This is a genomic window from Klebsiella sp. V115_8, from assembly GCF_029967715.1.
Classification (GTDB): Bacteria; Pseudomonadota; Gammaproteobacteria; order Enterobacterales; family Enterobacteriaceae; genus Klebsiella; species Klebsiella quasipneumoniae.
The window spans coordinates 1-25432 of sequence record NZ_JASCAR010000051.1 but is presented as its reverse complement, the minus strand read 5'-3'; the positions used below and the strand labels follow the sequence as shown (position 1 = coordinate 25432).

Sequence of the window (25432 nt, the reverse complement as noted above, 5' to 3'; positions counted from 1 at the left end):
CGAAAATAGACGTCGTGCAGGACGATTATTCCGCCGATACCGGAACTAATACATCTTTTACCAGCGGGTCATCGGTGGTTTTTAACCACGTCTGGATCCGCGGGTCAGAAAAAGCCTGTTTTAATTTGACGATATTTTCCTGTGATAAATACGGTGTACCAATCACTAATTGCGAAGCAAAGGTGCGCGGCGCCGGCGGGAATAATATGCCTTTCTCACGCGGTACTTTCCCGGCGTCAAATTGCGAGACATAGCCGATGGCGGCATCCACCGAATTTAACGCCCGCGGCATGGTCAGCAGATCCAGCTCTTTAAAGACAAACTGATGCGGGTTGCCGACAATATTTTTCAGCTTCGCCGTGCGCGGCTCCACCGCCGGGTCGAGCGAGATCAACCCAATGCGCTGCAGCAGCCACAGAGCCTGCCCCTGATTGGCGCCGTCGTCAGGCACGACGATGGTCGCGCCGTTGGGCAACGCCTGTACCGACGAGAAGCGGTCGGAATAGATGCCGAACGCCCACTGGAACACCGGCACCGTAGTCGACAACGCAAAGCCGTTGGCGTCCACCACCTGCTTGAGCCACCACTGATGCTGATAGATCGTCCCGGCATACTGTCCTTCCGCTACCGCGCGGTCAGCTTGTACCGGATCCTGCACCCCCACGGCCTCCAGCTTCAGGCCGTAATCGGGCGCAATATGCTGATTAATATACTCAATGATCCGCTGCTCGCCGGCCATCGCCGGCTCGTAGTGAATTTTTAACGTGCTGCCGAAGACCACCTGCTGGCTTTGGGTATGCCCCCGCCACCACCAGAAAGCGATGGCGAGCAGGATAATCACCGCCAGCGCCGCCAGCCAGGGCCAGCGCCGTGCTTTACGTAACTCAAATTGCTCTGTTGTCATACAAGGTTCCCCTGCGTGTGGCGTAAACGGTTGACCAGGCGGTCACCCAAAAATTGAATCAACTGGATCGTGGCGATCAGGGCAACGATCGTCGCGATCATGATGTGGTTGTCGAAGCGCTGATAGCCGTACACCACGGCCAGGTAGCCGATGCCCCCGGCGCCGATGGTCCCGGCGATAGCCGAATACTCAATCATCGAGACCAGGTTTAGCGTCACCGCCGCCACCAGCGCGGGCAAGGCTTCACTGAGCTGCGCGCTGGCAATGATTTGCCAGCGCGACCCACCGCAAACGACGCCCACCGCGGTGACCTCCGCCGGCAGCTCGCGCAGCGCGTTCTCCACCAGACGGCCAAAGAACGGGACGCCGGCGGCAATCATCGGCACCACCGCGGCGGGGATGCCAATCGTGGTTCCGGTCAGCCAGTAAGTGAACGGGATAATGGCGGCCATCAGCACCAGAAACGGCAGCGAACGTCCCATGTTGACCACCCAGTTCAGTAGCCGGTACAGCAACGCGTGCGGAAATAACCCCCGCGGCGAGGCGTTAAACAACACTACCCCCACCAGTCCTCCCAGAGTGACGACAAACAGCATGACAATGGCCACCATCAGCCAGGTTTCGCCATAGGCGGGGAGCAGCAGCGAAGGAATTTCGCCCCAGGGGGTGTCCTGGCTGATGACTGTCGGTTTCATACCGCCTCCCTGAGCAACGGCGCGCTGTCGAGGATCTCCGCCGTCATGCCGAGCTGCGCCAACAGGTCCTGCAGTCGCGCGGGCGACAGGCGTTCGCCCTGAAAGCGCACTCCGGCCTGCAGGCGACCGGCCAGCCTACCGTTAATCACCTCGACGTGGCCGCCAAGGAGATCGATCTGCAGCGCCCACTGCTGGCTCAGGCGGCTGATCCAGTCGGTAGCCACCGGTACATCCCAGCGGTAGCTCAGACGCAGCAGCAGATCGCTGTGGGCCGCTGCCGCCGGCGTCAGCGGCAACAGCTGCTGGCCAAGCAGAGAATCGGGACGCGCCAGCAGATCTTCGATCCGCCCGTACTGGACGATCGTCCCGTCGCGGATCTCCGCCACCGCATCCGCCGCCGTGCGCACGGCGTCCATTTCATGGGTGATCAGGACGATCGCCAGCTGATACTCGTCGCGCAGTCGCTTGAGCAGGGCCAGCACCGAGGCCGTGGCCTGAGGATCGAGCCCGGAGGTGGCTTCATCCGCCAGCAGAACCGACGGGCGCAGCGCCAGGGCGCGGGCAATGCCGATCCGCTGGCGCTGGCCGCCCGAAAGCTGGGACGGCCAGGCATCTGCTTTGTGGCTAAGGCCGACGCTCTCCAGCAGCTCGCCAACCCGCGCCTGAATATCCCGCTCCACCACGCCAAGCCACGCCAGCGGCAGGGCGATATTCTGCCAGGCGGTCCGGCGGCTCAGCAGTGCGGAGGACTGGAATACGGTGCCAATCGCCCGCCGCTCCCGGCGCAGCGCCTCGCCGGATAGCGCCGATAGATCCTGGCCGTTGATACGAATGCTGCCGCTGTCCGGGCGCTCCAGCAGGCTGATGCAGCGCGCGAGAGTTGATTTACCGGCGCCGCTCGGCCCCACCACCGCGGTGATGGAGCGTTCAGGTACCTGCAGCGACAGCCCTTTCAGCACCGCGCTGAGCCGGCCATCCGCCGTGCGGTAGCTTTTATGCAGGTCATCGATAGCGATCATGTCACCTTCTCCTCTACCGAGGCCGCCGTGCGCGCATCGCGACGGTAGCTGACACCGGGGTGAGGCGCGGCCAGACGCGGACCGGCGCCGAATAGTTTTTCGCGCAGGGTCCCCTCGCGGTACTCTTGCTTAAAGACGCCGCGCTTTTGCAGCTCAGGCACCAGCAGCTCAACGACGTCGCGGAAGGTTTCGTGGGTGACGGCATAGGCGAGATTAAAGCCATCGACGTCCGTCTCTTCGACCCAGGACTGCAGTTCGTCGGCCACGGTTTGCGCGCTGCCGACCACCAGCGGACCGAAGCCGCCGATCCCCGCCCAATCGGCCAGGGCCTGCACCGTCCACTGCCGGTTCGGGTCCGCAGTGGAAAAGGCCTCCACCGCCGACTGAATAGCGTTGGTGTGCAGGTACTTCAGCACCTGATCCGGCTGATACTGGCCGAAATCGATCCCCGTCCAGCCGGAGAGCAGCGCCAGCGCGCCTTCATAGCTGACGTACTGCTTATATTCCTGCCACTTCGCCTGCGCCTCGCGGTCGGTGTCGCCGACAATCACCGTCTGCAGGTTAAAGATCAGAATGCTGTGCGGATCGCGCCCCGCCTCAGCCGCCCGGCGGCGAATATCCGCCACCGTCTTCTTCAGCAGCACCTTCGACGGTGCAGCCACGAAGACGCATTCAGCGTGGCCGGCGGCGAACTGTTTGCCGCGGCTGGACGCTCCCGCCTGATAGAGCACCGGCGTGCGCTGCGGGGATGGCTCGCAGAGGTGGATACCCGGCACGGAAAAGAACTGTCCCTGATGGTTTATGGGATGGATTTTCCGCGGATCGCTGAAGATCTTGCGCTCTCTGTCGCGCAGCACCGCCCCGTCCTCCCAGCTTCCCTCCAGCAGTTTGTAGATCACCTGCAAATACTCATCGGCATAGTCATAGCGGGTGTCGTGGTCGGTCTGGGTTTGCTGGCCGATATTGCGCGCCCCGCTCTCCAGATAGGAGGTGACGATGTTCCAGCCCACCCGCCCTTTGGTCAGATGGTCGAGCGTCGACAGACGACGGGCGAAGGGATAAGGATGCTCAAACGACAGCGAAGCGGTCAGGCCGAAGCCCAGATGCTCCGTCACCAGCGCCATCGGGGTGATCAGGGCCAGCGGATCGTTGACCGGGACCTGCGTCGCCTGGCGGATCGCCGCGTCGCCGCTGCCGTTCAGCACGTCGTAGACGCCAAGCACGTCAGCGATAAACAGTCCGTCGAACTTGCCGCGCTCCAGCAGTCGCGCCAGATCCACCCAGTACTCCAGATCTTTATACTGCCAGGAGCGATCCCGGGGATGCGCCCACAGGCCCGGCGACTGATGGCCGACGCAGTTCATATCGAAAGCGTTAAGACGAATTTCACGTTGTGATGACATAGCAATCTCCATAGCGCGGCCCGTCGCCGGGGCGCACGCGGCAAAATGAATCAGGGAAAAGAAAGAGAGGAATTCAGTACGCAGGACATCGGGAGTCCTGCGGGATCCCGAGCGTGAGTAACGCTTGCGCCGCCACGTCAGCGGCATGGTCGGCTACCTGCGGCAGGCCCATCAGTTCGCCAAAACGCCCGCGGGCGGCGGGACCGGCCACCAGCACCGGCGGCGCCTCAACGTACGGCTCAGCCACTGCCCGGGAACGGCTGTCCACCTCCAGGCCCATGCCGAGGGCATCGGCGCGAATAAGGCCGCGGCGGGCAAGGTCCTGTAAAAATGGCTGGCTGTCGGTCAGGTCGCGGTGCGCGGGTCCGGTCGTCAGGATCAGGTGATCGACCCTCAGCGTCTGCACGCCGCCGCCGCGCCGCGCCAGCGTCAGATGCAGCGTCTCGCCTTCGCCGCTCATCGACAGTAGCCTGGCCGCCTGAACCTGCAGACAGCCCGTGCGCTGGCGCGCCTCCAGCACCTCGGCGACCTGCGGCGCCACGCGGTAGCGGTGGACATCCCAGTAATGGCGCAGATGGCGCAGAAAACGCTGGCGATCGGAGTCGCTGAGCGCCTGCCAGATCCGCTGCCCCTGTTGGCGGACCGCATCCAGCACCACCTGCCAGCTCAGGCCCTGCTGCGCCGCATACGCCACGTCGAGGCGGATCTGGCGCAGGCGCTGACGCAGGCTGCCCTGCTGATAGTCGCCAGGCCAGGCTGCTCCCGCGCCGCTGAGGTTGCCGCGCGACAGCAGGCCGTGGCGCGAAAAGGCGACGATACTGCCGCGGTGGCCCAACCGGTCCAGCGTCGCGACCGTATCGGCCATGGTTAATCCGGTGCCCATCACCGCCACCCGGGCGTGCGGGGCGATGGCGTCGAGCGCGCCGGGCTGCCACGGGTTGGCAATCAGCGCCGGATGGTGCCGCCAGGCTTCGGCCTCCGCCGGCAGCGAAGGCGGTGGATGACTGATCGCCAGTACCAGCAGGTCGGCCTTAAGCTGCAGGCCGCCGTCGGTGGTCACCGTCCCCTGATGAAAAGCGAGCGCCCGATCGCGCAGGTGGCGCAGCCGTCCGCCGCTGGCTGCCACTGTGTCAGCAAAACGTTGTGCCACATAGCGACCAAACTGGCCGCGCTGAGGATAGACGGAACCGTCCGGGCGCAGCGCCTGCGCATCGGCGGCAAAGGCAGGCTGACGTCGGTACCAGCGATCGAAGGCGCCCTCTTCATCACCGGTCAGCTGCATACGGGCGGCCGGGACGTTAATCCGGTGCGTCGGCTCCGCGGTGGAGTAGGCCACCCCGGCGCCGGGAGTCTGGCGCGGCTCCAGCAGCGTCACGCGCACCCCGTTCGGCGCCAGGCGCAGCAGCTCAATCGCCACCGCCGCGCCGCTGAAGCCGCCGCCGATAATCACGATATGCGGTTCTGCACTCATCGCTGCCCTCCTCCGGTATGCTGTCTCATGGTCGCGCTCCGGGCCATCAGCTGGCGCTGACCTGGCGCACCGGGCGCTTATCGCCGCCGATGGTTTCGCCAAAGGGACCGGTGTTCACGCTGCGCGCCTTCGACGAGGCCGCGTTTTCCAGCGGCAGCAGAGGCATCACCAGCTCAGCAAAGCGGTGCGCCTCTTCCAGATGCGGATAGCCGGAAAAGATAAAGTTGCTGATGCCGAGCGCCTGATATTCGCGGATACGTTCCGCCACCTGCTGCGGATTACCCACCAGCGCGGTTCCGGCGCCGCCGCGCACCAGCCCGACGCCGGCCCACAGATTAGGGGCAATACGCAGATTATCGCGCGATCCCTGATGCAGGGCGCTCATCCGCGCCTGGCCGGCCGAGTCCATGCGGGCGAAGATCTTTTGCGCCTGGGCGATGGTGTCGTCGTCAAGATGGGCGATCAGCCGGTCGGCGGCGGCCCATGCCTCTTCTTCCGTTTCGCGCACGATGACGTGCAGACGAATGCCGTACTCGAGGGTGCGTCCGCGGGCCGCGGCGCGCTCGCGCACCACCGCCAGCTTCTCCGCCACCAGTTCCGGCGGTTCGCCCCACGTCAGATAACTGTCGATCTGTTCGGCCGCCACATCGATAGCTGCCTCAGAAGAGCCGCCGAAGTACAGCGGCGGGCCATTCTCCTGAACCGGCGGAAACAGCACCTCCGCCCCCTCGACATGAATATGCTCCCCGTGATAGTCCACTTTCTCCCCGCGCAGCAGGCGGGAGTAAACATCGAGAAATTCGCGAGTCACCTGGTAGCGTTCGCTGTGGCTGAGAAAAATGCCATCGCCTTTGTTTTCCACCGGGTCGCCGCCGGTGACGACGTTGATCAGCAGCCGCCCTTCCGATAAACGGTCGAGGGTGGCCGCCATCCGCGCCGCCAAAGTGGGCGGCTGCAGACCCGGTCTGACCGCCACCAGGTAGCGCAGACGGCGGGTCAACGGCGCCAGCGCCGAGGCCACCAGCCACGAATCCTCACAGCTTTTACCGGTGGGGATCAGCACGCCGTAATAGCCCAGGCTGTCGGCCGCCAGCGCCACCTGCTGCAGATAAGGTAAATCAACCGGACGTCCGCCCTCGGTAGTGCCCAGATAGCGGCCATCGCCATGGGTAGGTAAGAACCAGAAGACATTGATCTTGTCGGGAGCTTGCTGCGTCATTATCTATTTCCTATATAACCATATCCGATATTTATCGAAGAGATGTTTTAATTTAGTTATATGAGTGTTAGCGATAATCATGCCAATGGTGAATAAAAAATTAATTCTTTAAAATCAATGGACTGAAAAAGACTTCGCCGCGCCGCGCTGTTGCAAATCCCGCAGCCGCCGCGCATCCGCTGGCGCATTTGCAACAGCTGCCGACCTTTCCCCCTCTGGTTTCCGCCGCCGCCGCAGGATAAGTTCAGCAGGTCAACGACCGGAGGCCCGCCATGCTGAACCCAGAATCCCCTTCCACCGCGCCCGCGCTGATCGACCCGGCGTCGAAGGCTTTCCAGAGCCTGCTGGACAAGCTCGCGCCGACGGAGGCTACCGTGCTGATCGTGGGCGAAACCGGCACCGGCAAAGAGGTGGTGGCGCGCTATCTCCATCACCACAGCCCCCGCCGCCAGCAGCCGTTTCTGGCCGTTAACTGCGGCGCGCTGACTGAGAGTCTTGCCGAAGCCGAACTGTTCGGCCATGAGAAAGGCGCCTTCACCGGCGCGCAGCAGGGACAGCCCGGCTGGTTTGAAGCTGCGGAAGGGGGGACGCTGCTGCTGGACGAGATCGGCGAATTAAGCCTGCCGCTGCAGGTCAAGCTGTTGCGGGTGCTGCAGGAGCGCGAAATTACCCGCGTCGGCTCACGCAAAGCGATTAAAGTGAATGTCCGGGTGATTGCCGCCACCCACGTCGACCTGGCCCAGGCGATCCGCGAGCGCCGCTTTCGCGAGGATCTCTACTATCGGCTGAATATCGCGGTGGTGCCGCTGCCGCCGCTGCGCCAGCGTCGGCAGGATATCCCGCTGCTGGCGCACCACTTTTTATCGCTCTATGCCCGCCGGCTCGGCCGGCCAACCCTGCGTCTGGCGCCTGAGTCGCTGGCCCGGCTGATGGACTATGCGTGGCCGGGCAATATTCGCGAGCTGGAAAACACCCTGCACAACGCGGTGCTGCTCAGTAAAGAGGAGGAGATTAGCCCCGCCCAGCTGCGCCTGGCGACGCTCAACGACGCCCCGTCGCCGGCGAGCGATCATGAACTGGACGATTTTATTCGCCACCAGCTGGCGCTTCCCGGCGAGCCGCTGTGGCAGCGGGTGACCAGCGCCCTGATCCGCCACGCCATGGCGCATTGCGACGATAACCAGAGCCACGCGGCCGCGCTGTTGGGGATCAGTCGGCATACCTTGCGCACCCAGCTCGCTAACCTCGGGCTCATCAAAAGCCGTCGCCGTCCCCCTGCGCCGCCGCGGGCGTTCGCCAGCGCGGCCGGGGCCGATCGCGAACTGCGTATTGGCTACCAGCGCTTCGGCAGCCTCGGGATCCTGAAAGCCCGCCAGAGTCTGGAGACTGCCTTCGCCAGCCTCGGCGTCAACGTGCTATGGAGCGAGTTTCCCGCCGGACCGCAGCTCCTTCACGCCCTCGCCTGCAACGAGATCGACTTTGGCACCACCGGGGAAGCGCCGCCGGTGTTTGCCCAGGCCAGCAACAGCGAACTGATGTACGTGGCGTGGGAGCCGCCGGCGCCGCGCAGCGTGGCGATGGTCGTCCCGCAGGAGAGCGACATCCGCCAGCTCAGCGATCTGCGCGGAAAACGCATCGCGCTCAATAAAGGGTCGAATGTCCACTGGCTGCTGCTGCAGATCCTCGAGGACGCCGGGCTGGGGCTGAACGACGTGCGGGTAGTCTATACCCCGCCGAAATACCCGCTGACCGCCAGCGACTACCTGGCGGTTGACGCCTGGATGATGTGGGACCCGCTGCTCAGCGACGCCGAACACACCGGCGAGCTGCGGGTGGTCGCCAGCGGCGAAGGACGGGTCAACAACCATCAGTTTTATCTTTCGCGACGGGACTACCTCGCTCAGCATGGCGATATCATGCGCCGTCTGCTGACGGAGCTGACCCACACCGGGCAGTTTATCGACTCGCATCGTGGCGAAGCGGCCCGCTTACTCTCAGCTGAGCTGGGGATTGACGCCCGGTCGCTACGCATCGCCCTCGCCCGCCGCAGCCATCGCCCGCGGCCGATGGATCTGTCGGTGATCCGCGCCCAGCAGACCATCGCCGATCGCTTTTATGCCCTCGGACTTATCGCCAAACCAGTCCCGGTGCGGGAGGCGGTGTGGTACGGCGAACCCGAGCCCGGCGTCATCAACCCGCTGATGGCGGTCAGTTAGCGAAATTTGCGCGTTATCTTCCTGATTGTTCAGGCGCAGATAGCCTCGATCCGATGGCGATGTTACCCTAAAGGCGCTGAGAATAAGGGGGTATCTGTGGCTGTTCATCTGTTAATCGTCGACGCGTTAAATCTGATCCGCCGCATCCACGCGGTACAGGGCTCGCCCTGCGTCGATACCTGCCTGCATGCGCTGGAGCAGCTGATCGTCCATAGTCAGCCCACCCACGCGGTGGCGGTGTTTGATGATGAGGATCGCGCCCACGGCTGGCGCCACCAGCGCCTGCCGGAGTACAAAGCCGGCCGCGCGCCGATGCCGGAGACCCTGGTCGCCGAGATGCCGGCGCTGCGGGCCGCCTTCGAGCAGCGGGGGATCCGCTGCTGGGCCTCGCCGGGCAGCGAAGCGGACGACCTCGCCGCCACCCTGGCGGTGAAGGTGGCCCAGGCGGGCCATCAGGCCACCATTGTCTCCACTGACAAAGGCTACTGCCAGCTGCTGTCGCCCACCATCCGCATCCGCGACTACTTTCAGAAGCGCTGGCTGGACGCCCCCTTCATCGCCAGCGAGTTCGGCGTCACCCCGGAGCTGCTGGCGGATTACTGGGGGCTGGCGGGGATCAGCAGCTCGAAGGTGCCGGGCGTAGCGGGCATTGGCCCCAAAAGCGCCGCCCAGCTGCTGAACGAGTTCCAGGACCTGGAGGGGCTGTATGCCCGCCTGGCCGAGGTCCCGGAAAAGTGGCGCAAAAAGCTGGCAACGCATCAGGAAATGGCCTTCACCTGCCGGGAAGTCGCCCGCCTGCAGACCGACCTGCAGCTGGACGGCAATCTGCAGCAGCTGCGGCTGACGCGCTGAGACTACCCGAGCGCGGCGGCACCGCCTGGTTCGGCCGGGCCGGCCCCTCACCAGGCCGCCTGATATAATCCCACGATATTGGCCAGGCTCGCCTCGCGCGGGTTGCCGCCGGTACACACATCCGCCAGCGCCGCCTGGGCCAGCGCCGGAATATCCTCTTTCCTGACGCCCACCTCGCGCAGATGGCCGGGAATACCGACATCGCGGTTGAGCTGGCAGACCGCCTCCACCGCCGCCAGGCGCGCGGCGGTCAGGCTTAACGCTTCCACCCTGACGCCCATCGCCCTGGCGATATCGCGATATTTTTCCCCGGTCGCCTCAGCATTAAAGCGCATCACGTGCGGCAGCAGGATGGCATTCGCCACACCGTGCGGCGTGTTGTAAAAAGCGCCGAGCGGATGCGCCATGCCGTGCACCAGGCCAAGCCCGACGTTGGAAAATCCCATCCCCGCCACATACTGGCCGAGCGCCATGGCTTCCCCCGCTCCGGCGTCTCCGGCAACCGAGCCGCGCAGCGCGCCGGCGATGATCTCGATGGCTTTGAGGTGCAGCGCATCGGTCAAAGCCCAGGCGCCGCGGGTGAGGTACCCTTCGATAGCGTGCGTCAGGGCGTCGACGCCGGTCGCCGCCTTCAGCGCCGGCGGCATGGCGTCCATCATATCGGCATCGATAAAGGCCACCTGCGGAATATCGTGCGGGTCGACGCAGACAAACTTGCGCCGCTGTTCTTCATCGGTGATGACATAGTTAATCGTCACCTCCGCCGCGGTACCCGCGGTGGTCGGCACCGCGAAGATCGGCACGCTGGGCTGACGGGTGGGCGACAGCCCCTCCAGGCTGCGGACATCGGCGAACGCCGGGTTACGCTGAATAATACCGATCGCCTTACAGGTATCCTGCGGCGAACCGCCGCCGATGGCGATCAGGTAATCCGCCCCGCTGCGCTGAAAGGCCTGCAGCCCCTGCTGGACCACGGCGATGGTGGGATTGGGGATCACGTCGCTGAACATGTCCCATGCCAGCCCGGCGGCGTCCAGTTTGTCAGTGACTTTTGCCGCTACGCCGCACTGCGCGAGGGTGCTGTCGGTCACGATCAATGCCTTGCGATAACCGCGCCGCATCACTTCATCGGTTAATGCGTTTATCGCCCCCCGGCCAAACCACGCCGTTTCGTTGAGGATCATTCGGTTTGCCATCGCGTCTCTCCTGTTAGCGTTGCGGCATCACTCTTCAATGCGTAATCCGTAGGTTTTGAACTTCTCCAGCACGATGGCGATCGCCTCGTCATCCAGCACCGGTACCGGGTCGGTAATCGCCAGCGTGCTGAGATAAAGCTGGGCCAGGACTTCCACTTCATGCGCCAGCCAGAGCGCTTTCTCCAGGCTGGCCTCGCAGGCGATCAGGCCATGATGCTGCAGCAGCGTGGCTTTGCGGTGCTTCAGCGCCACCGCGACATGCTCAGACAGTTCGCGGGTGCCGAAAGTGGCATAGGGCGCGCAGGGGATCGAATTCCCGCCCGCCGCGGCGATCATATAGTGGATGGCCGGAATGGGCCGGTTGAGGATCGACACCGCCGTACAATGCACAGCGTGATTGTGGACCACCGCCTGGGCATCGGGCCGCGTCTGGTAGGCCGCCTGATGGAAACGCCATTCGCTAGAGGGCAGTTTTCCCTGCTCATGCTGGCCGTCGGCATCAATAAAGACGATCTTCTCTTCCGTCAGTTTTTCATACGGGATGCCGGTGGGCGTGATCAGCATCCCCCCCTGATAGCGCACGCTGACATTGCCGGCGGTCCCCTGATTTAACCCCAGGCGGGTCATTTCCAGGCAGGTATCGATAATCTGCCGGGCCAGTCTGTTTCTTTCCATTGCTTTCCTCTTTTGGCGACTCATCATCCGTCAACGGCAGGGCAACGCAATTATTGTCGGCTACCGTGGGATAGGTTGAATAATGATCTTCATCTTCAGCCTGAATAATCACAGGGGAATTTTCATCGCCATATTTTGTGAACCACGTCAATTATTCCGCCCTAAAATAAGAGATCAGACTGGTTAATCGACCATTTAAAATGCCCGTTCTTAAAAATATTCCATCAAGCGGGCATTTTATTTTCCTGTAACATTTGCCCGTTTTCCACGATATATATTCAATCGGTCATTGGCGTTGTGGTTTTGTGAATTTATTTTCTCAAACGGTCAGCGATTTTGAAAAATTAAAGTGACAATTATCACATAAAATGGTCCGCAGAGCGTTAAGTGTGACCCTCATCATATTAACAGGCGGTTTTTATTTGAAAATGAAGCCATGAGTTCCGCCGTGACTTTCATTTCACTCACCGGCGCGTCACCTGAGCTCACTTAATTTTGCGGTCTGCTGCAGCACCAGACTGCGCCCTGAATGCTGTTGTAACTGCTTCTGAACTGATGAGGACGCTATGGGAAACACAACGATACCAACGCAAAGTTACCGCGCCATGGAGAGCGGGCAGAGTAAGAGCTATATTATTCCTTTTGCTCTGCTGTGCTCCCTCTTTTTTCTGTGGGCCGTGGCCAATAATCTTAATGATATTTTATTACCGCAATTTCAACAGGCCTTTACGCTGACTAACTTTCAGGCCGGATTAATCCAGTCAGCTTTTTATTTTGGCTATTTTGTTATTCCCATCCCCGCAGGGATGCTGATGAAAAAATTCAGCTATAAAGCAGGCATTCTTACTGGTCTGTTTTTATATGCCTGCGGCGCCGCGCTGTTCTGGCCTGCCGCCGAAGTGATGAATTACACCCTATTTCTGATTGGATTATTTATTATCGCCGCCGGGCTTGGCTGTCTGGAAACCGCGGCCAACCCGTTTGTCACCGTTCTCGGTCCGGAAAGCGGCGGTCACTTCCGTCTTAATCTGGCCCAGACCTTTAACTCATTTGGCGCCATTATCGCCGTGGTATTTGGTCAGAGCCTTATTTTGTCCAACGTCCCGCATCAGCCGCAGGAGGTGCTGGATAGCATGACCCCAGAACAGCTCGGCGCCTGGAAGCACAGCCTGGTTCTGTCGGTACAAACCCCCTATATGATTATCGTGGCCATCGTGCTGCTGGTCGCCCTGCTGATCGTCTGCACCCGCTTCCCGTCGCTGCAAAGCGATGACCACGGCGACAGCGCGCAGAGCACTTTTCTCGCCTCGCTGTCGCGCCTGATGCGCATCCGCCACTGGCGCTGGGCGGTTCTGGCCCAGTTCTGCTATGTCGGCGCGCAGACCGCCTGCTGGAGCTACCTGATTCGCTACGCTGTCGAAGAGATCCCGGGCATGACGGCCGGTTTCGCCGCCAACTACCTCACCGGCACCATGGTCTGTTTCTTCATTGGCCGTTTCACCGGCACCTGGCTTATCCGCCGCTTCGCGCCGCATAACGTACTGGCTGTCTATGCGCTTATCGCCATGCTGCTCTGTTTGCTCTCCGCCTTCAGCGGCGGCCACGTCGGCCTGCTGGCCCTGACCCTGTGCAGCGCCTTTATGTCCATTCAGTACCCGACCATCTTCTCGTTGGGGATTAAGCATCTGGGTCAGGACACCAAATATGGCTCGTCCTTTATCGTCATGACCATCATCGGCGGCGGGATCGTCACCCCGGTGATGGGCTTTGTCAGCGATGCCGCCGGCAATATCCCGACCGCTGAGCTGGTCCCGGCGCTGTGCTTCGCCATCATCTTTATTTTTGCCCGTTTCCGCTCGCAAGCGGCGACGAACTAAACCTGTTATCCGCATAACCTGAGGGATCTGTAATGAAAAAAATCAGCTTACCGAAGATCGGTATCCGCCCGGTAATCGATGGTCGTCGCATGGGGGTCCGCGAATCGCTGGAAGCGCAAACCATGAACATGGCGAAAGCCACCGCCGCGCTTATCAGCGAGAAGCTGCGCCATGCCTGCGGCGCCCGGGTGGAGTGCGTGATCGCCGATACCTGCATCGCCGGCATGGCCGAGTCGGCCGCCTGTGAAGAGAAATTCAGCAGCCAGAACGTTGGCGTCACCATCACCGTCACCCCCTGCTGGTGCTACGGCAGTGAAACCATCGACATGGATCCGCTGCGCCCGAAGGCCATCTGGGGCTTTAACGGCACCGAACGTCCGGGGGCGGTCTATCTGGCCGCCGCGCTGGCGGCCCACAGCCAGAAAGGGATCCCGGCGTTCTCCATCTACGGGCATGACGTGCAGGATGCCGATGACACCTCCATCCCGGCGGACGTCGAAGAAAAACTGTTGCGCTTCGCTCGCGCCGGCCTGGCCGTCGCCAGTATGAAGGGGAAAAGCTATCTGTCGCTGGGCGGCGTCTCAATGGGCATCGCCGGCTCCATCGTCGACCACAACTTCTTTGAATCCTGGCTCGGGATGAAGATTCAGGCAGTCGACATGACGGAGCTGCGCCGGCGAATCGATCAGAAAATCTATGATGAAACCGAGCTGGAGATGGCGCTGGCGTGGGCGGATAAACATTTCCGCTACGGCGAAGATCAGAACGCCGAGCAGTATAAGCGCAATGAAACGCAGAGCCGCGCGGTGCTGAAAGAGAGCCTGCTGATGGCGATGTGCATCCGCGATATGATGCAGGGCAACGCGAAGCTCGCGGAAAAAGGGCTGGTGGAGGAGTCGCTGGGCTACAACGCCATCGCCGCCGGTTTCCAGGGCCAGCGCCACTGGACCGATCAATACCCCAATGGCGATACCGCCGAAGCGCTGCTCAACAGCTCTTTTGACTGGAACGGCGTGCGCGAGCCGTTCGTCGTCGCCACCGAAAACGACAGCCTCAACGGCGTGGCCATGCTGATGGGCCACCAGCTCACCGGGACCGCCCAGGTGTTTGCCGACGTGCGCACCTACTGGTCGCCGGACGCCGTTGAGCGCGTCACCGGGCAGCCGCTCACCGGCCGGGCGGAGCACGGCATTATTCACCTGATTAACTCCGGCTCCGCGGCGCTGGACGGCTCCTGCCAGCAGCGCGACGCGCAGGGCAACCCGACGATGAAACCTCACTGGGAGATTGAACAGAACGAGGCGGATGCCTGCCTCGCGGCCACCGAATGGTGCCCGGCGATCCATGAATACTTCCGCGGCGGCGGCTTCTCTTCCCGCTTCCTGACCGAAGGCGGCGTGCCGTTCACCATGACCCGGGTGAACATCATCAAAGGTCTGGGACCGGTGCTGCAAATTGCCGAAGGCTGGAGCGTGGCGCTGCCCAAAGCGATGCACGACCAGCTCGACGCCCGCACCAACTCCACCTGGCCCACCACCTGGTTTGCCCCGCGCCTCACCGGCAAGGGCCCGTTCAGCGATGTGTACTCGGTCATGGCCAACTGGGGCGCCAACCACGGCGTGCTGACCATCGGCCATGTCGGCGCGGATTTCATTACCCTCGCCGCCATGCTGCGCATTCCGGTCTGCATGCACAACGTGGAAGCGGCGAAAATCTACCGCCCCTCCGCCTGGGCCGCGCACGGCATGGACATCGAAGGCCAGGACTATCGCGCCTGCCAGAACTACGGGCCGCTGTATAAGCGTTAACTGGTGGGTTTAGCCGGTGGCGCAGGCTTACCGGGCCTACAGACGCGCGCTGTTTGTAGGCCGGATAAGCGCCGCGCCATTCGGCAAGGTTGTTTCGGGAGTCACTATGAAGCAAGACGTTATCCTGGTCCTCGACTGCGGCGCCACGAACGTGCGGGCGATGGCCGTTGACCGACAGGGGAACATTGTCGCCCGCGCCGCCACGGCAAACGCCAGCGACATCGCCGCCGAGCGCAGCGACTGGCACCAGTGGTCGCTGGAGGCCATTATGCAGCGCTTTGCCGATTGCTGTCGGCAGATCCACGACCCGCTGGCCTCCTGCACGGTACGCGGCATCGCCGTCACGACCTTTGGCGTCGATGGCGCGCTGGTGGATGAGCAGGGTGCGCTGCTGTATCCGATCATCAGCTGGAAATGCCCGCGCACCGCGGCGGTGATGGACACCATCAGCCGGTATATGCCCGCGCGCCAGCTGCAGCAAATCGCCGGCGTCGGCGCCTTTGCGTTCAACACCCTGTATAAGCTGATCTGGCTGAAAGAGAACCACCCGCAGCTGCTGGCGCAGGCCCATGCCTGGCTGTTCATTTCGTCGCTGATCAACCATCGGCTGACCGGGGAGTTCACCACCGACCTTACCATGGCGGGCACCAGCCAAATGCTCGATCTCCGGCAGCGCGATTTCAGCGCGCCGATCCTGCAGGCGACCGGCCTGCCGCGCCGCCTGTTCCCACGGCTGGTTGAAGCGGGCCAGCCGATCGGCGCCCTGCTGCCGAAGGCCGCTGCGCTGTTGGGCCTTCCCGTCGGGATCCCGGTTATCTCGGCCGGGCACGACACCCAGTTCGCCCTGTTTGGCGCCGGCGCCGGGCAGGATGAGCCGGTGCTCTCCTCCGGGACCTGGGAGATCCTGATCGTGCGCAGCGCGCAGGTCGACACCTCGCTGCTCGGCGACTACAGCGGCTCCACCTGCGAACTGGACAGCCAGCCGGGGCGCTATAACCCGGGGATGCAGTGGCTGGCCTCCGGCGTGCTCGAATGGGTGCGTAAGCTGCTGTGGAGCGCCGACACGCCGTGGCAAACTCTGATTGACGAAGCCCAGGCGATCCCGCCCGGCGCCGAGGGCGTCAGGATGCAGTGCGACCTGCTCGCCAGCCAGCACGCCGGCTGGCAGGGCGTCACGCTCAACACCACCCGCGGCCATTTTTACCGTGCCGCGCTGGAGGGGTTAAGCGACCAGCTGGCGCAGCATCTGCAAACCCTGGAAAACATCGGCCGCTTCCGGGCGAAAGAGCTGCTGCTGGTCGGCGGCGGCAGCCGCAACGCGCTGTGGAACCAGATCAAGGCCGACCGGCTGGGAATACCGATCAAAGTGCTCGACGATGCCGAAACCACGGTGGCCGGCGCGGCGATGTTTGGCTGGTATGGCGTGGGCGAGTTCTCTTCGCCGGAGCAGGCCAGAGCGCAGGTCGCGTACCGCTACCGCTATTTTTGGCCGCAAACTGAACCTGAATTCACAGAGGAAGCCTGAGATGCTCAAAACCATTTCCCCGCTGATATCGCCGGAACTGCTGAAAGTGCTGGCCGAAATGGGCCATGGGGATGAAATTATTTTTTCCGATGCCCACTTCCCGGCGCACAGCATGGGTCCGCAGGTGATCCGCGCCGACGGCCTGCGGGTCAGCGACCTGCTGCAGGCGATTATCCCGCTGTTCGAGTTAGACCGCTACGCGCCGCCGCTGGTGATGATGGCCGCCGTCGAAGGCGATGCGCTCGACCCGACGGTGGAACAGCGCTATCGGCAGGCGCTCTCGGCGCAGGCCCCCTGCCCGGACATCGTGCGGATTGACCGCTTTGCCTTCTACGAGCGGGCGCAAAAAGCCTTTGCGATCGTTATCACAGGAGAGTGCGCTAAGTACGGAAATATCCTTTTAAAAAAAGGAGTCACGCCGTAATCTCATGCCGGAGCGTCTGCCTGATGCAGACGCTCAATCAATGATGGGGTGAGAATAAATGAAAGCGGCTCGCCAGCAGGCGATCGTCGATCTCCTGATCAACCACAGCAGCCTGACCACCGAAACGTTGTCAAAACAGCTCAACGTCAGCAGGGAAACCATTCGCCGCGATCTCAGCGAGCTGCAGGCGCAGGGCAAAGTGCTGCGCAACCACGGCCGGGCCAAAGTGATCCACCAGCGCAGCCAGGACAGCGGCGACCCTTTCCACATGCGCCTGAAAAGCCATTACGCGCATAAAGCCGACATCGCCCGCGAAGCGCTGGCCTGGATTGACGAAGGCATGGTCATCGCCCTCGATGCCAGCTCCACCTGCTGGTACCTCGCCCGCCAGCTGCCGGACCGCCCGCTGCACGTTTTTACCAACAGCCAGCCCATCTGCCAGGAGCTGGCCAAACGCGACCAGATCGCCCTCACCTGCTCCGGCGGCACCCTGCAGCGGAAATATGGCTGCTACGTTAACCCGGCGCTGATTTCCCAGCTGAAATCGCTGGAGATCGATCTGTTTATTTTTTCCTGCGAAGGCATCGACCCGCAGGGCGCGCTATGGGACTCCAATGCGTTCAATGCCGACTTCAAATCGATCCTGCTTAAGCGGGCGGCGCAGTCGCTGCTGCTGATCGATAAAAGTAAGTTCAACCGTTCCGGCGAGGCGAGAATTGGTCATCTGGATGACGTGACGCATATTGTGTCGGATGCGCCGCAGCCTTAAGCATGCGGCGAAGGCCGGAGGACAAGCACGCGTCTCCGGCCTGAGGGTGAGAGATTAACGCTCGTCGCGACGTCCGCCGACGGCGGCCCACAGGCGACGCACGTGAACGGTCACCTCTTCACGATCGTGATACAGCTGACGCGCCTGGATCTGGGCGTTAATGCCGTGCTCGTCCAGCTGGGCCTGAATGTAGGCCAGATTCTGCGACACCTCTTCATAGCGCTTTTTCATCGGCAGCTTGAGGTTGAAGATGGTCTCCCGGCACCAGCCGTTGACCAGCCACTGCGCCATCAGCGCCGCCACTTTCGCCGGCTTCTCCACCATATCGCAGACCATCCACGAGATGTTGTTGCGGTTCGGACGATAGCGGAAACCGTCTTCGCGTAGCCAGGTCACCTGGCCGGTATCCATCAGGCTCTGGGCCATCGGACCGTTATCGACCGAAGAGACCCACATGTTGCGCTTCACCAGCTGATAGGTCCAGCCGCCCGGGCAGGCGCCAAGGTCGACGGCATACATGCCGTTCGCCAGGCGCTCGTCCCACTCGTCTGCCGGAATAAAGACGTGGAACGCCTCTTCCAGCTTGAGGGTGGAGCGGCTCGGGGCGTCGGATGGAAACTTCAGCCGCGGAATGCCCATATAGAACGGCGAGTTGTTGTTGCTGTACGAGTAGCCGGTATAGCAGCAGCCCGGGGCGATAAAGAACACATGCACCACCGGACGCTTCGGCGTTTCATAGCGGGTCAGGACGCCCGCTTCGCGCAGCGCCGCGCGCAGCGGCACGGTAAACTTGCGGCAGAACTTCATCAGCTCTTTGCTTTCGTTAGTGTCCGCCACCTCGACGCGCAGATCGCCGCCCTTCTCCACCACGCCCTGCAGCATGCCGACGATCGGCGTGATGCGATCCTCCGGCGGCAGGTCGCGCAGCAGTTCGCCGACCACAAACATCTGGCGGGCGAAGATCAGCGAGCTGAACGGCAGATCGCGCACCAGCTTCTCGCCATCATCCTGCTGATAGCCTTCAAAAATCACATAGCCAGAGTCTTCTTTGACCCGGGCAAAACCAAACACCTCAAGGCGGGCTGCCTTATCGGTAATTTCTGCTGCGCACTCTTTCTCAAACCCAGGGCGACAATAGAGGACAACCTTATTCATGAACAACGCCCTTACGTTTCAGACGAATTGCACCAATTAACATTAAAACCCAGCCGGCGAGGAAGCTCACGCCGCCCACCGGGGTCACGAACGCCCACAGGCGTAAATGAGAGAGCGCCAGGCAGTAGAGGCTGCCGCTGAACAGCACGGTCCCTAACGCCAGAAACACGCTGCTCCAGTAGAACCAGATACTGATCCGACGCTGCATCGCCACCGCCAGACCAAAAATCGCCAGGGTATGGAAGGCCTGATACTCCAGGCCGGTATGGATCCAGGCCATCTCCGCCGCGCCGAGCGATTGACTTAAGACATGTGCGCCGAAGGCACCCAGAGCCACAAAGATAAAGCCGCTAATCGCGGCGAATATCAGCATAAAACGGCTGGTCATGTTGTTACCCTACAAGTAATTATTGTTCATAACGAAAGCGGAATTTTTCTTGTTCACTTGCCGCTTTCGCCAGAATCCACTGCCGGAAAGCGGCTATTTTACCCAGTTCTGCCTGACTGTCATGGCAAACAAGGTAAAACGCATTCTTACTGACCAGAACATCATTAAACGGACACACCAGGCGACCGGCCTCAATTTCGGACTGAGCCATGACGTTGTTGGCCAGCGCCACGCCCTGCCCATGAATGGCCGCCTGCAGCACCATCGCGCTGTGGCTGAAAATCGGTCCCTGCTGCACATTAATATGGCTTAGACCCAGCTGGCGGGTATAAGTTTGCCAGTCGCGGCGGGACGCATCGTGAAGCAGCGTATGTTGCGCCAGATCGGCAGGCGTTTTCAATGCCTTGTCGCCGGTGAGCAGCAGCGGGGAACAGACCGGCAGCAGATACTCGGCGTACAGTTTTTCCACACGCAGGCCCGGCCAGTTGCCGCGACCGTAAAAAATCGCCACGTCGACATCGTCCGCCAGCTTATCCTCCTGACGGTCCACCGCCTGGATCCTGACGTCGATTCCCGGATAAGCTGAGTTAAAGCTTGTGAGTCTCGGCACCAGCCACTGGATGGCGAAACTTGGCAATAAACTGACCGTTAAGGCCCCTTTGGCGCTGCGCGCCTGCAGTTTACGCGTTGCTTCCGTCAGTTGCGAAAAAATCTCTTTAATATCCTGAAAATAGCTTTGCCCTTCTTCCGTTAACAGCAGCGAACGATTGCGCCGACGGAACAGCTTAAGGCCCAGAAAATCCTCGAGAGACTTGATTTGGTGGCTGACTGCGGCCTGCGTCACAAAAAGCTCATCGGCTGCCCGAGTGAAGCTGAGATGGCGTGCGGCTGCATCAAAAACACGTAATGCATTCAGAGGAGGTAATCGCTTCGACATGGTTATTCTGGCTTAGATGTTAACTCAATTTAACAAATAGGAAACAACGGTTAACCTATTAGTTTTTTTTATCTGAGCCATTATAAATTGTCCGTTGAGGTTCTACCAGCAAATACCTATAGTGGCGGCACTTCCTGAGCCGGAACGAGAAGCTTTTTTTGGAATGCGTGTTCCATCAAGCTTTTGGCTTACGGTTGTGATGTTGTGTTGTTGTGTTTGCAATTGGTCTGTCTTTGCAGACCCTGGTAGCAAGGCTACCCCTTTTCACTTCCTGTACATTTACCCTGTCTGTCCATAGTGATTTAATGTAGCACCGCAACGCGCGGTGCTTTTTTTTGCCTTTTTACTGCCTTACTCGTCCAGCTCACCCAGCTGTTTCACGTCAGAGCGATTGATCTGCTGTTTGTTGCCCCACGCGTCCTTATACGAGATCATGCCAGTATCATTATCGGTTTGCGGTTTCCCGTCGGTGACGATGGTCCGCCCATCATTGGTATGCATCACATAGTTAGAGGAACAGGCGCTCAGGCCCAGAGTCAGCATACAGGCAGAGATAATCGCAGCGGCCTTAGTCATTTTCATTTTTCTCTCCTTACGGCTATTTATACTATTCGTGACTCGTTAAGTAATAGGTTAAAACACAAACCCAACACTTTTCAGCATAACCCTCTTTGCCCCATGTGGAGTCACATTCGGACAATTCCACAGGACGCAGAGGCCTTGTCACGCCCGGCAAATTGCGCGACGATCGCGGTATTGATACGAGGAATTCCATGAACGCATTCAACCCTGCGCACTTTCGCGCGCAGTTTCCGGCTCTGGCCGACGCCGGCGTCTATCTCGACAGCGCGGCGACGGCGCTCAAACCGCTGGCGGTGATCGACGCCAGCGACCAGTTTTATCGCCTGAGCGCCGGCAACGTCCACCGCAGTCAATTCGCCGCCGCCCAGCGGCTGACCGAGCGCTATGAGGCGGCCCGCGAGCGCGTGGCGGCGTGGCTGAACGCCCCCTCCGGCAAAGATATCGTCTGGACGCGGGGGACCACGGAGGCCATCAATATGGTGGCGCAGAGCTACGTCCGGCCGCGCCTGCAGCCTGGCGATGAAATTATCGTCAGCGAAGCCGAGCATCATGCCAACCTCGTGCCCTGGCTGATGGTGGCAGAGCAGACCGGCGCCAGAGTGGTCAAGCTGCCGCTTGGCGCCGACCGGCTGCCGGATATCGCCAGCCTCGGCGCGCTCATCACCCCGCGCAGCCGGGTGCTGGCCATCGGGCAGATGTCCAACGTCACCGGCGGCTGCCCGGACCTGGCGCAGGCCATCCGCCTTGCTCACGCCGCCGGAATGGTGGTGATGGTCGATGGCGCCCAGGGGGCGGTGCATTTCCCCGCGGACGTGCAGGCGCTGGATATCGATTTTTACGCCTTTTCCGGTCATAAGCTGTATGGCCCGACCGGGATCGGCGCCCTGTACGGTAAAAGCGAACTGCTGGCGGCGATGTCGCCCTGGCTCGGCGGCGGGAAGATGATCGCCGAGGTCAGCTTTGACGGCTTTACGCCGCAGCCGGCGCCCTATGGCCTTGAGGCCGGTACGCCCAATGTCGCCGGGGTGATTGGCCTGAGCGCCGCGCTGGAGTGGCTGGCGCAGAGCGATATCGGACAGGCGGAAAACTGGAGCCGCAGTCTGGCGAGCCTGGCGGAAGAGGCGCTGGCGAAACGGCCGGGCTTCCGCTCTTTCCGCTGCCAGCAATCAAGCCTGCTCGCCTTTGAGTTCGACGGTATTCATCACAGCGATCTGGTGACGCTGCTGGCGGAGTCCGGCATTGCCCTGCGCGCCGGGCAACACTGCGCCCAGCCGCTGCTGGCGGCCTTAGGGGTCAGCGGCACGCTGCGGGCCTCTTTCGCCCCCTACAATACCCAAGACGATGTTGCGGCGCTGGTCCACGCGGTGGATCGCGCTCTGGAAATTCTGGTGGATTAATGACAACTCTGCATCCCTTCGGCACGACCATTACCGACGCCACGCTGCGCCAGACCTTTGCCCCGCTGAACCAGTGGGAGGATAAATATCGGCAGCTGATTTTATTGGGCAAAAAGCTGCCGACGCTGACCGATGAGCGCAAAGCGCAGGCCCGGGAGATTGCCGGGTGTGAAAACCGCGTCTGGCTGGGCTATGAGGAGGATGCCGAAGGCAGGCTGCACTTCTTTGGCGACAGCGAAGGACGGATTGTGCGCGGTCTTTTGGCCGTACTCTTAACCGCCGTGGAAGGAAAAACCCGCGCCGGGATCCTGGCCGAGGATCCGCTGGCGCTGTTCGACGAGCTGGGGCTGCGCGGCCAGCTGAGCGCCTCGCGCAGCCAGGGGCTCAGCGCCCTGAGCGAAGCGGTGCTCGCCGCCGCCCGCGAGGTTGAGGTTTAAGCTCATCCCGGGGGCGGCGCTTGACGCGCCTTGCCCGGGCTACGGGTTCGCGCGGTTTTGTCGCCCGGACAGGTGCCTCCGGGGAATTGTCTTGTAGCCCGGGTAAGGCGCCTGCGCCGCGACCCGGGAATTTACGCCGTCTGCCGCTCCGCCTTCGCCAGCATTTTCTTCAGCGCATGGGATACCGCGACAAAGCCAAAGGTCGCGGTCACCATCGTCGCCGCGCCAAACCCGGATGCGCAATCCATTCGCTTCGGCCCCTCAGCGGTGCTTTTCATCGCGCAGACGCTGCCGTCCGCCTGCGGGTAGACCAGCGCTTCGGTAGAGAAGACACAGTCCACGCCGAGCTTGCCTTTGCTGTTTTTCACCACCCCAAACTGGCTTTTCAGCCGCTCGCGCAGTTTGGCCGCCAGCGGATCCTGGATGGTTTTCGCCAGATCGGCGACCTGGATTTGCGTCGGATCGATTTGTCCGCCCGCGCCGCCGGTGGTGACCAGCGGCACCTTATGGCGACGACAGTAAGCGATTAACGCCGCTTTCGGCCGGACGCTATCGATGGCGTCGATGACGTAGCTGAAGCCGGCGCCCAGGTATTCCGCCACGTTTTCCGGGGTCACGAAATCATCCACTACCGTCACCCGACACTCCGGGTTGATCAGGCGAATACGCTCCGCCATCACTTCGGCTTTCGCCAGCCCGACGTTGCCGCTGAGGGCGTGGATCTGGCGGTTGGTATTGGTGACGCAGACATCGTCCATATCGATAAGGGTGATTGCCCCGATGCCGGTTCGCGCCAGCGCTTCCGCCGCCCACGAGCCGACCCCGCCGATGCCGACCACGCAGACGTGGGCGTCGGCAAAACATTGCAGCGCTTTTTCACCATATAAACGTGCCGTACCGCCAAAACGCTGGCGCCAGGCATCGCTGATTACAACAGACATATAACCTCAGAATTAGTGGACATTCCCGGGTCGCGGCGCAAGCGCCTTACCCGGGCTACCGTAGCCCCGGTAAGCGCAGCGCGACCGGGGAAAAGAACGTGAGTACTAGCCGCTAAAGACGTTGCCCGCGCCCGGGGCGTTTTTCAGCACCCATACGCGGCCATAGTGGTTATACCAGCCGGCACGGTGGCCTGCGTCAGGCCCAATGCCCTGATAGATGTCGAAATGCTGGCCTTTGATGGCCCCGCCAACATCGAGGGCGACCATCAGTCGCAGTTCGTATTGGCCGTTAAACTTGCCGTTATTATCCAGCAGAGGCACCTCGGCCAGCAAGGTGGTTCCCGGCGGAATAATCGACCGGTCGGAGGCCACCGAGGCGCGGCCAATCAGCGGCACGGCGCTGGCCCCTTTCACCGGCGCGAAAGACTGCGGTTTAAAGAACACGAACGACGGGTTCTGCTCCAGCAGCTCACGCACTTCCGCTTCGCTGTGCTTTTCACCCCACTCGCGGATCGCCTGCATCGACATATCTTCTTTCTTCACTTCCCCACGGTCGATCAGCACTTTGCCGATGCTGCGATAGGGCCAGCCGTTTTTCCCGGCATAGCTAAAGAAGTTGAGCGGCGAACCATCGCCAAAGTCGATATAACCGCTGCCCTGCACGTCCATGATGAAGTTATCCATCAGCGAGTTGCTGTACGCCAGCACATAGTTATCGCTCAGCGCGCCGGCATAAATGCTGGCGCGGGACGGCAGCTTGCCGCGCTTCGGCGGCATCCGGTAAATGGGGTACTGGAATTCGCCCTGGCGGGTGTGGCGCGCCTGCACCACCGGCGTGTAGTAGCCGGTAAACTGGACGTTGCCATAGTTGTCGGTGCCCTGCATCTGCCAGGCGTCGATGCCAAACTGGCGCAGCGTACGGGTGTCGCCGCCGGCGCGCAGCCACTCCTGCAGCGCGTTATAGACGTTGCTTTGGCTGTTATAGAGGCGCGGCGAAGCGTTACGAATTTGATTAACCTGCTCGGAGAAGTCGCCGGCATTGATCGGCGCCCCGACGGCATCCGGCTGGTTTACCAGTGAAAACGGCTGGGTGAACTTGCCATCGCTATATTGCTGACCGCGGTCGGTCGGTTTTGAGGAACAGGCGGCGAGCATGGCCAGCATTGCCCCCGTCGCTACATATTTTGCCCAACGTCCTTTCATGGTGTCTCATCTTTTGCTGCGAAGCCTTAGTGCGTGTTGAAGATAACAAAGCGCCGGGGCTATTGAAATGCGCGATCTCATCGATGGCACAGATTTGTGTAAAAAAACACCACAACATGGCGTTTTATAAGCCAATTCTTACAAAAATGTCGATTTGGTCGAAAAAAGGTTGCATCATCTCGCTAGCGGAGTATAGTGCGCTTCCACGGACGCGGGGTGGAGCAGCCTGGTAGCTCGTCGGGCTCATAACCCGAAGGTCGTCAGTTCAAATCTGGCCCCCGCAACCAATTAAAATTTGATGAAGTAAAGCAGTACGGTGACGCGGGGTGGAGCAGCCTG

24 protein-coding genes and 1 tRNA gene are annotated in these 25432 nt (G+C 61.5%); 10 read left to right on the top strand and 15 right to left on the bottom strand.

The window, feature by feature from the left end:
- Positions 1–25: 25 nt before the first annotated feature.
- From QLG03_RS25020 to QLG03_RS24990, 7 genes are all read right to left on the bottom strand, one after another.
- The gene (locus QLG03_RS25020; RefSeq protein WP_023290846.1) at positions 26–904 is read right to left on the bottom strand and encodes a MetQ/NlpA family ABC transporter substrate-binding protein; all 879 of its coding nucleotides are present in this window, start codon (positions 902–904) and stop codon (positions 26–28) included.
- On the bottom strand, positions 901–1599 hold the full coding sequence (locus QLG03_RS25015) for a methionine ABC transporter permease (RefSeq protein WP_008806263.1): 699 nt from the start codon (positions 1597–1599) through the stop codon (positions 901–903). Before QLG03_RS25015 ends, QLG03_RS25020 begins: the two co-directional genes overlap by 4 nt.
- On the bottom strand, positions 1596–2618 hold the full coding sequence (locus QLG03_RS25010) for a methionine ABC transporter ATP-binding protein (RefSeq protein ID WP_180265187.1): 1023 nt from the start codon (positions 2616–2618) through the stop codon (positions 1596–1598). Before QLG03_RS25010 ends, QLG03_RS25015 begins: the two co-directional genes overlap by 4 nt.
- A complete protein-coding gene (locus QLG03_RS25005) occupies positions 2615–4021 on the bottom strand; it encodes an LLM class flavin-dependent oxidoreductase (protein WP_023290849.1) in 1407 nt (468 codons plus the stop codon). Before QLG03_RS25005 ends, QLG03_RS25010 begins: the two co-directional genes overlap by 4 nt.
- A gap of 73 nt (positions 4022–4094) precedes the next feature.
- Positions 4095–5492, bottom strand: coding sequence for an FAD-dependent oxidoreductase (locus QLG03_RS25000; RefSeq protein ID WP_117129145.1), 1398 nt, complete (start codon positions 5490–5492; stop codon positions 4095–4097).
- A 46-nt stretch (positions 5493–5538) separates the two neighbouring features.
- Positions 5539–6711, bottom strand: a complete 1173-nt coding sequence (ssuD, locus tag QLG03_RS24995) for an FMNH2-dependent alkanesulfonate monooxygenase (protein ID WP_023290851.1) — start codon at positions 6709–6711, stop codon at positions 5539–5541.
- A 77-nt stretch (positions 6712–6788) separates the two neighbouring features.
- Entirely contained in the window at positions 6789–6905 is a 117-nt protein-coding gene (locus QLG03_RS24990) for a hypothetical protein (protein ID WP_032428970.1), read from the bottom strand.
- A 78-nt stretch (positions 6906–6983) separates the two neighbouring features.
- Between QLG03_RS24990 and QLG03_RS24985 the strand changes: the two genes are divergently transcribed.
- Both QLG03_RS24985 and xni read left to right on the top strand, forming a co-directional pair.
- The gene (locus QLG03_RS24985) at positions 6984–8927 is read left to right on the top strand and encodes a sigma-54-dependent Fis family transcriptional regulator (protein ID WP_255988688.1); all 1944 of its coding nucleotides are present in this window, start codon (positions 6984–6986) and stop codon (positions 8925–8927) included.
- A gap of 96 nt (positions 8928–9023) precedes the next feature.
- Positions 9024–9779 (top strand): flap endonuclease Xni, encoded by a 756-nt coding sequence (gene xni / locus QLG03_RS24980; protein WP_255988690.1) that lies wholly within the window; start codon positions 9024–9026, stop codon positions 9777–9779.
- A gap of 47 nt (positions 9780–9826) precedes the next feature.
- On the opposite strand, the gene fucO is transcribed toward xni, so the two are convergent.
- Together fucO and fucA are read right to left on the bottom strand one after the other, a co-directional pair.
- Positions 9827–10975 carry a lactaldehyde reductase gene (fucO, locus tag QLG03_RS24975; protein ID WP_132133912.1) on the bottom strand — a complete coding sequence of 383 codons (1149 nt, stop codon included), beginning with the start codon at positions 10973–10975 and terminating at the stop codon, positions 9827–9829.
- A gap of 27 nt (positions 10976–11002) precedes the next feature.
- The gene (fucA, locus tag QLG03_RS24970) at positions 11003–11650 is read right to left on the bottom strand and encodes an L-fuculose-phosphate aldolase (protein ID WP_023290855.1); all 648 of its coding nucleotides are present in this window, start codon (positions 11648–11650) and stop codon (positions 11003–11005) included.
- 566 nt (positions 11651–12216) lie between these two features.
- Here fucA and fucP point away from each other — a divergent pair.
- From fucP to fucR, 5 genes are all read left to right on the top strand, one after another.
- Positions 12217–13527 carry an L-fucose:H+ symporter permease gene (gene fucP, locus QLG03_RS24965; protein ID WP_065805325.1) on the top strand — a complete coding sequence of 437 codons (1311 nt, stop codon included), beginning with the start codon at positions 12217–12219 and terminating at the stop codon, positions 13525–13527.
- Between the two features lie 32 nt (positions 13528–13559).
- Positions 13560–15335 carry an L-fucose isomerase gene (gene fucI / locus QLG03_RS24960; protein WP_255988694.1) on the top strand — a complete coding sequence of 592 codons (1776 nt, stop codon included), beginning with the start codon at positions 13560–13562 and terminating at the stop codon, positions 15333–15335.
- A gap of 106 nt (positions 15336–15441) precedes the next feature.
- Entirely contained in the window at positions 15442–16860 is a 1419-nt protein-coding gene (gene fucK, locus QLG03_RS24955; protein WP_274578581.1) for an L-fuculokinase, read from the top strand.
- Position 16861: 1 nt separating this feature from the next.
- On the top strand, positions 16862–17284 hold the full coding sequence (gene fucU, locus QLG03_RS24950; RefSeq protein ID WP_048335161.1) for an L-fucose mutarotase: 423 nt from the start codon (positions 16862–16864) through the stop codon (positions 17282–17284).
- Between the two features lie 58 nt (positions 17285–17342).
- Positions 17343–18053: an L-fucose operon activator gene (fucR, locus tag QLG03_RS24945; protein WP_023290860.1), complete on the top strand. Its 711-nt coding sequence runs from the start codon at positions 17343–17345 to the stop codon at positions 18051–18053.
- Positions 18054–18107: 54 nt separating this feature from the next.
- Here the strand turns inward: fucR and rlmM are convergent, their stop codons facing one another.
- The 4 genes from rlmM to QLG03_RS24925 form a co-directional block, all read right to left on the bottom strand.
- Positions 18108–19208 (bottom strand): 23S rRNA (cytidine(2498)-2'-O)-methyltransferase RlmM, encoded by a 1101-nt coding sequence (gene rlmM, locus QLG03_RS24940; RefSeq protein WP_023290861.1) that lies wholly within the window; start codon positions 19206–19208, stop codon positions 18108–18110.
- Positions 19201–19596 (bottom strand): DUF423 domain-containing protein, encoded by a 396-nt coding sequence (locus QLG03_RS24935; RefSeq protein ID WP_002915543.1) that lies wholly within the window; start codon positions 19594–19596, stop codon positions 19201–19203. The genes rlmM and QLG03_RS24935 overlap by 8 nt, the downstream gene beginning before the upstream one ends.
- Before the next feature lie 19 nt (positions 19597–19615).
- Positions 19616–20533, bottom strand: a complete 918-nt coding sequence (gene gcvA / locus QLG03_RS24930) for a glycine cleavage system transcriptional regulator GcvA (RefSeq protein ID WP_002915545.1) — start codon at positions 20531–20533, stop codon at positions 19616–19618.
- A 351-nt stretch (positions 20534–20884) separates the two neighbouring features.
- On the bottom strand, positions 20885–21109 hold the full coding sequence (locus QLG03_RS24925; RefSeq protein WP_002915549.1) for a YgdI/YgdR family lipoprotein: 225 nt from the start codon (positions 21107–21109) through the stop codon (positions 20885–20887).
- Between the two features lie 197 nt (positions 21110–21306).
- Between QLG03_RS24925 and csdA the strand changes: the two genes are divergently transcribed.
- Both csdA and csdE read left to right on the top strand, forming a co-directional pair.
- Positions 21307–22512, top strand: coding sequence for a cysteine desulfurase CsdA (gene csdA / locus QLG03_RS24920; protein WP_255988699.1), 1206 nt, complete (start codon positions 21307–21309; stop codon positions 22510–22512).
- Positions 22512–22949 carry a cysteine desulfurase sulfur acceptor subunit CsdE gene (gene csdE, locus QLG03_RS24915; protein ID WP_023290863.1) on the top strand — a complete coding sequence of 146 codons (438 nt, stop codon included), beginning with the start codon at positions 22512–22514 and terminating at the stop codon, positions 22947–22949. The genes csdA and csdE overlap by 1 nt, the downstream gene beginning before the upstream one ends.
- 131 nt (positions 22950–23080) lie before the next feature.
- Here csdE and tcdA read toward each other — a convergent pair whose 3' ends face one another.
- Complete coding sequence (tcdA, locus tag QLG03_RS24910) at positions 23081–23890, bottom strand: tRNA cyclic N6-threonylcarbamoyladenosine(37) synthase TcdA (RefSeq protein ID WP_049013567.1); 810 nt, start codon at positions 23888–23890, stop codon at positions 23081–23083.
- 105 nt (positions 23891–23995) lie between these two features.
- Entirely contained in the window at positions 23996–25093 is a 1098-nt protein-coding gene (gene mltA / locus QLG03_RS24905) for a murein transglycosylase A (RefSeq protein WP_008806279.1), read from the bottom strand.
- Between the two features lie 210 nt (positions 25094–25303).
- Here mltA and QLG03_RS24900 point away from each other — a divergent pair.
- Positions 25304–25380, top strand: a tRNA-Met gene (locus QLG03_RS24900).
- Positions 25381–25432 lie beyond the last annotated feature (52 nt).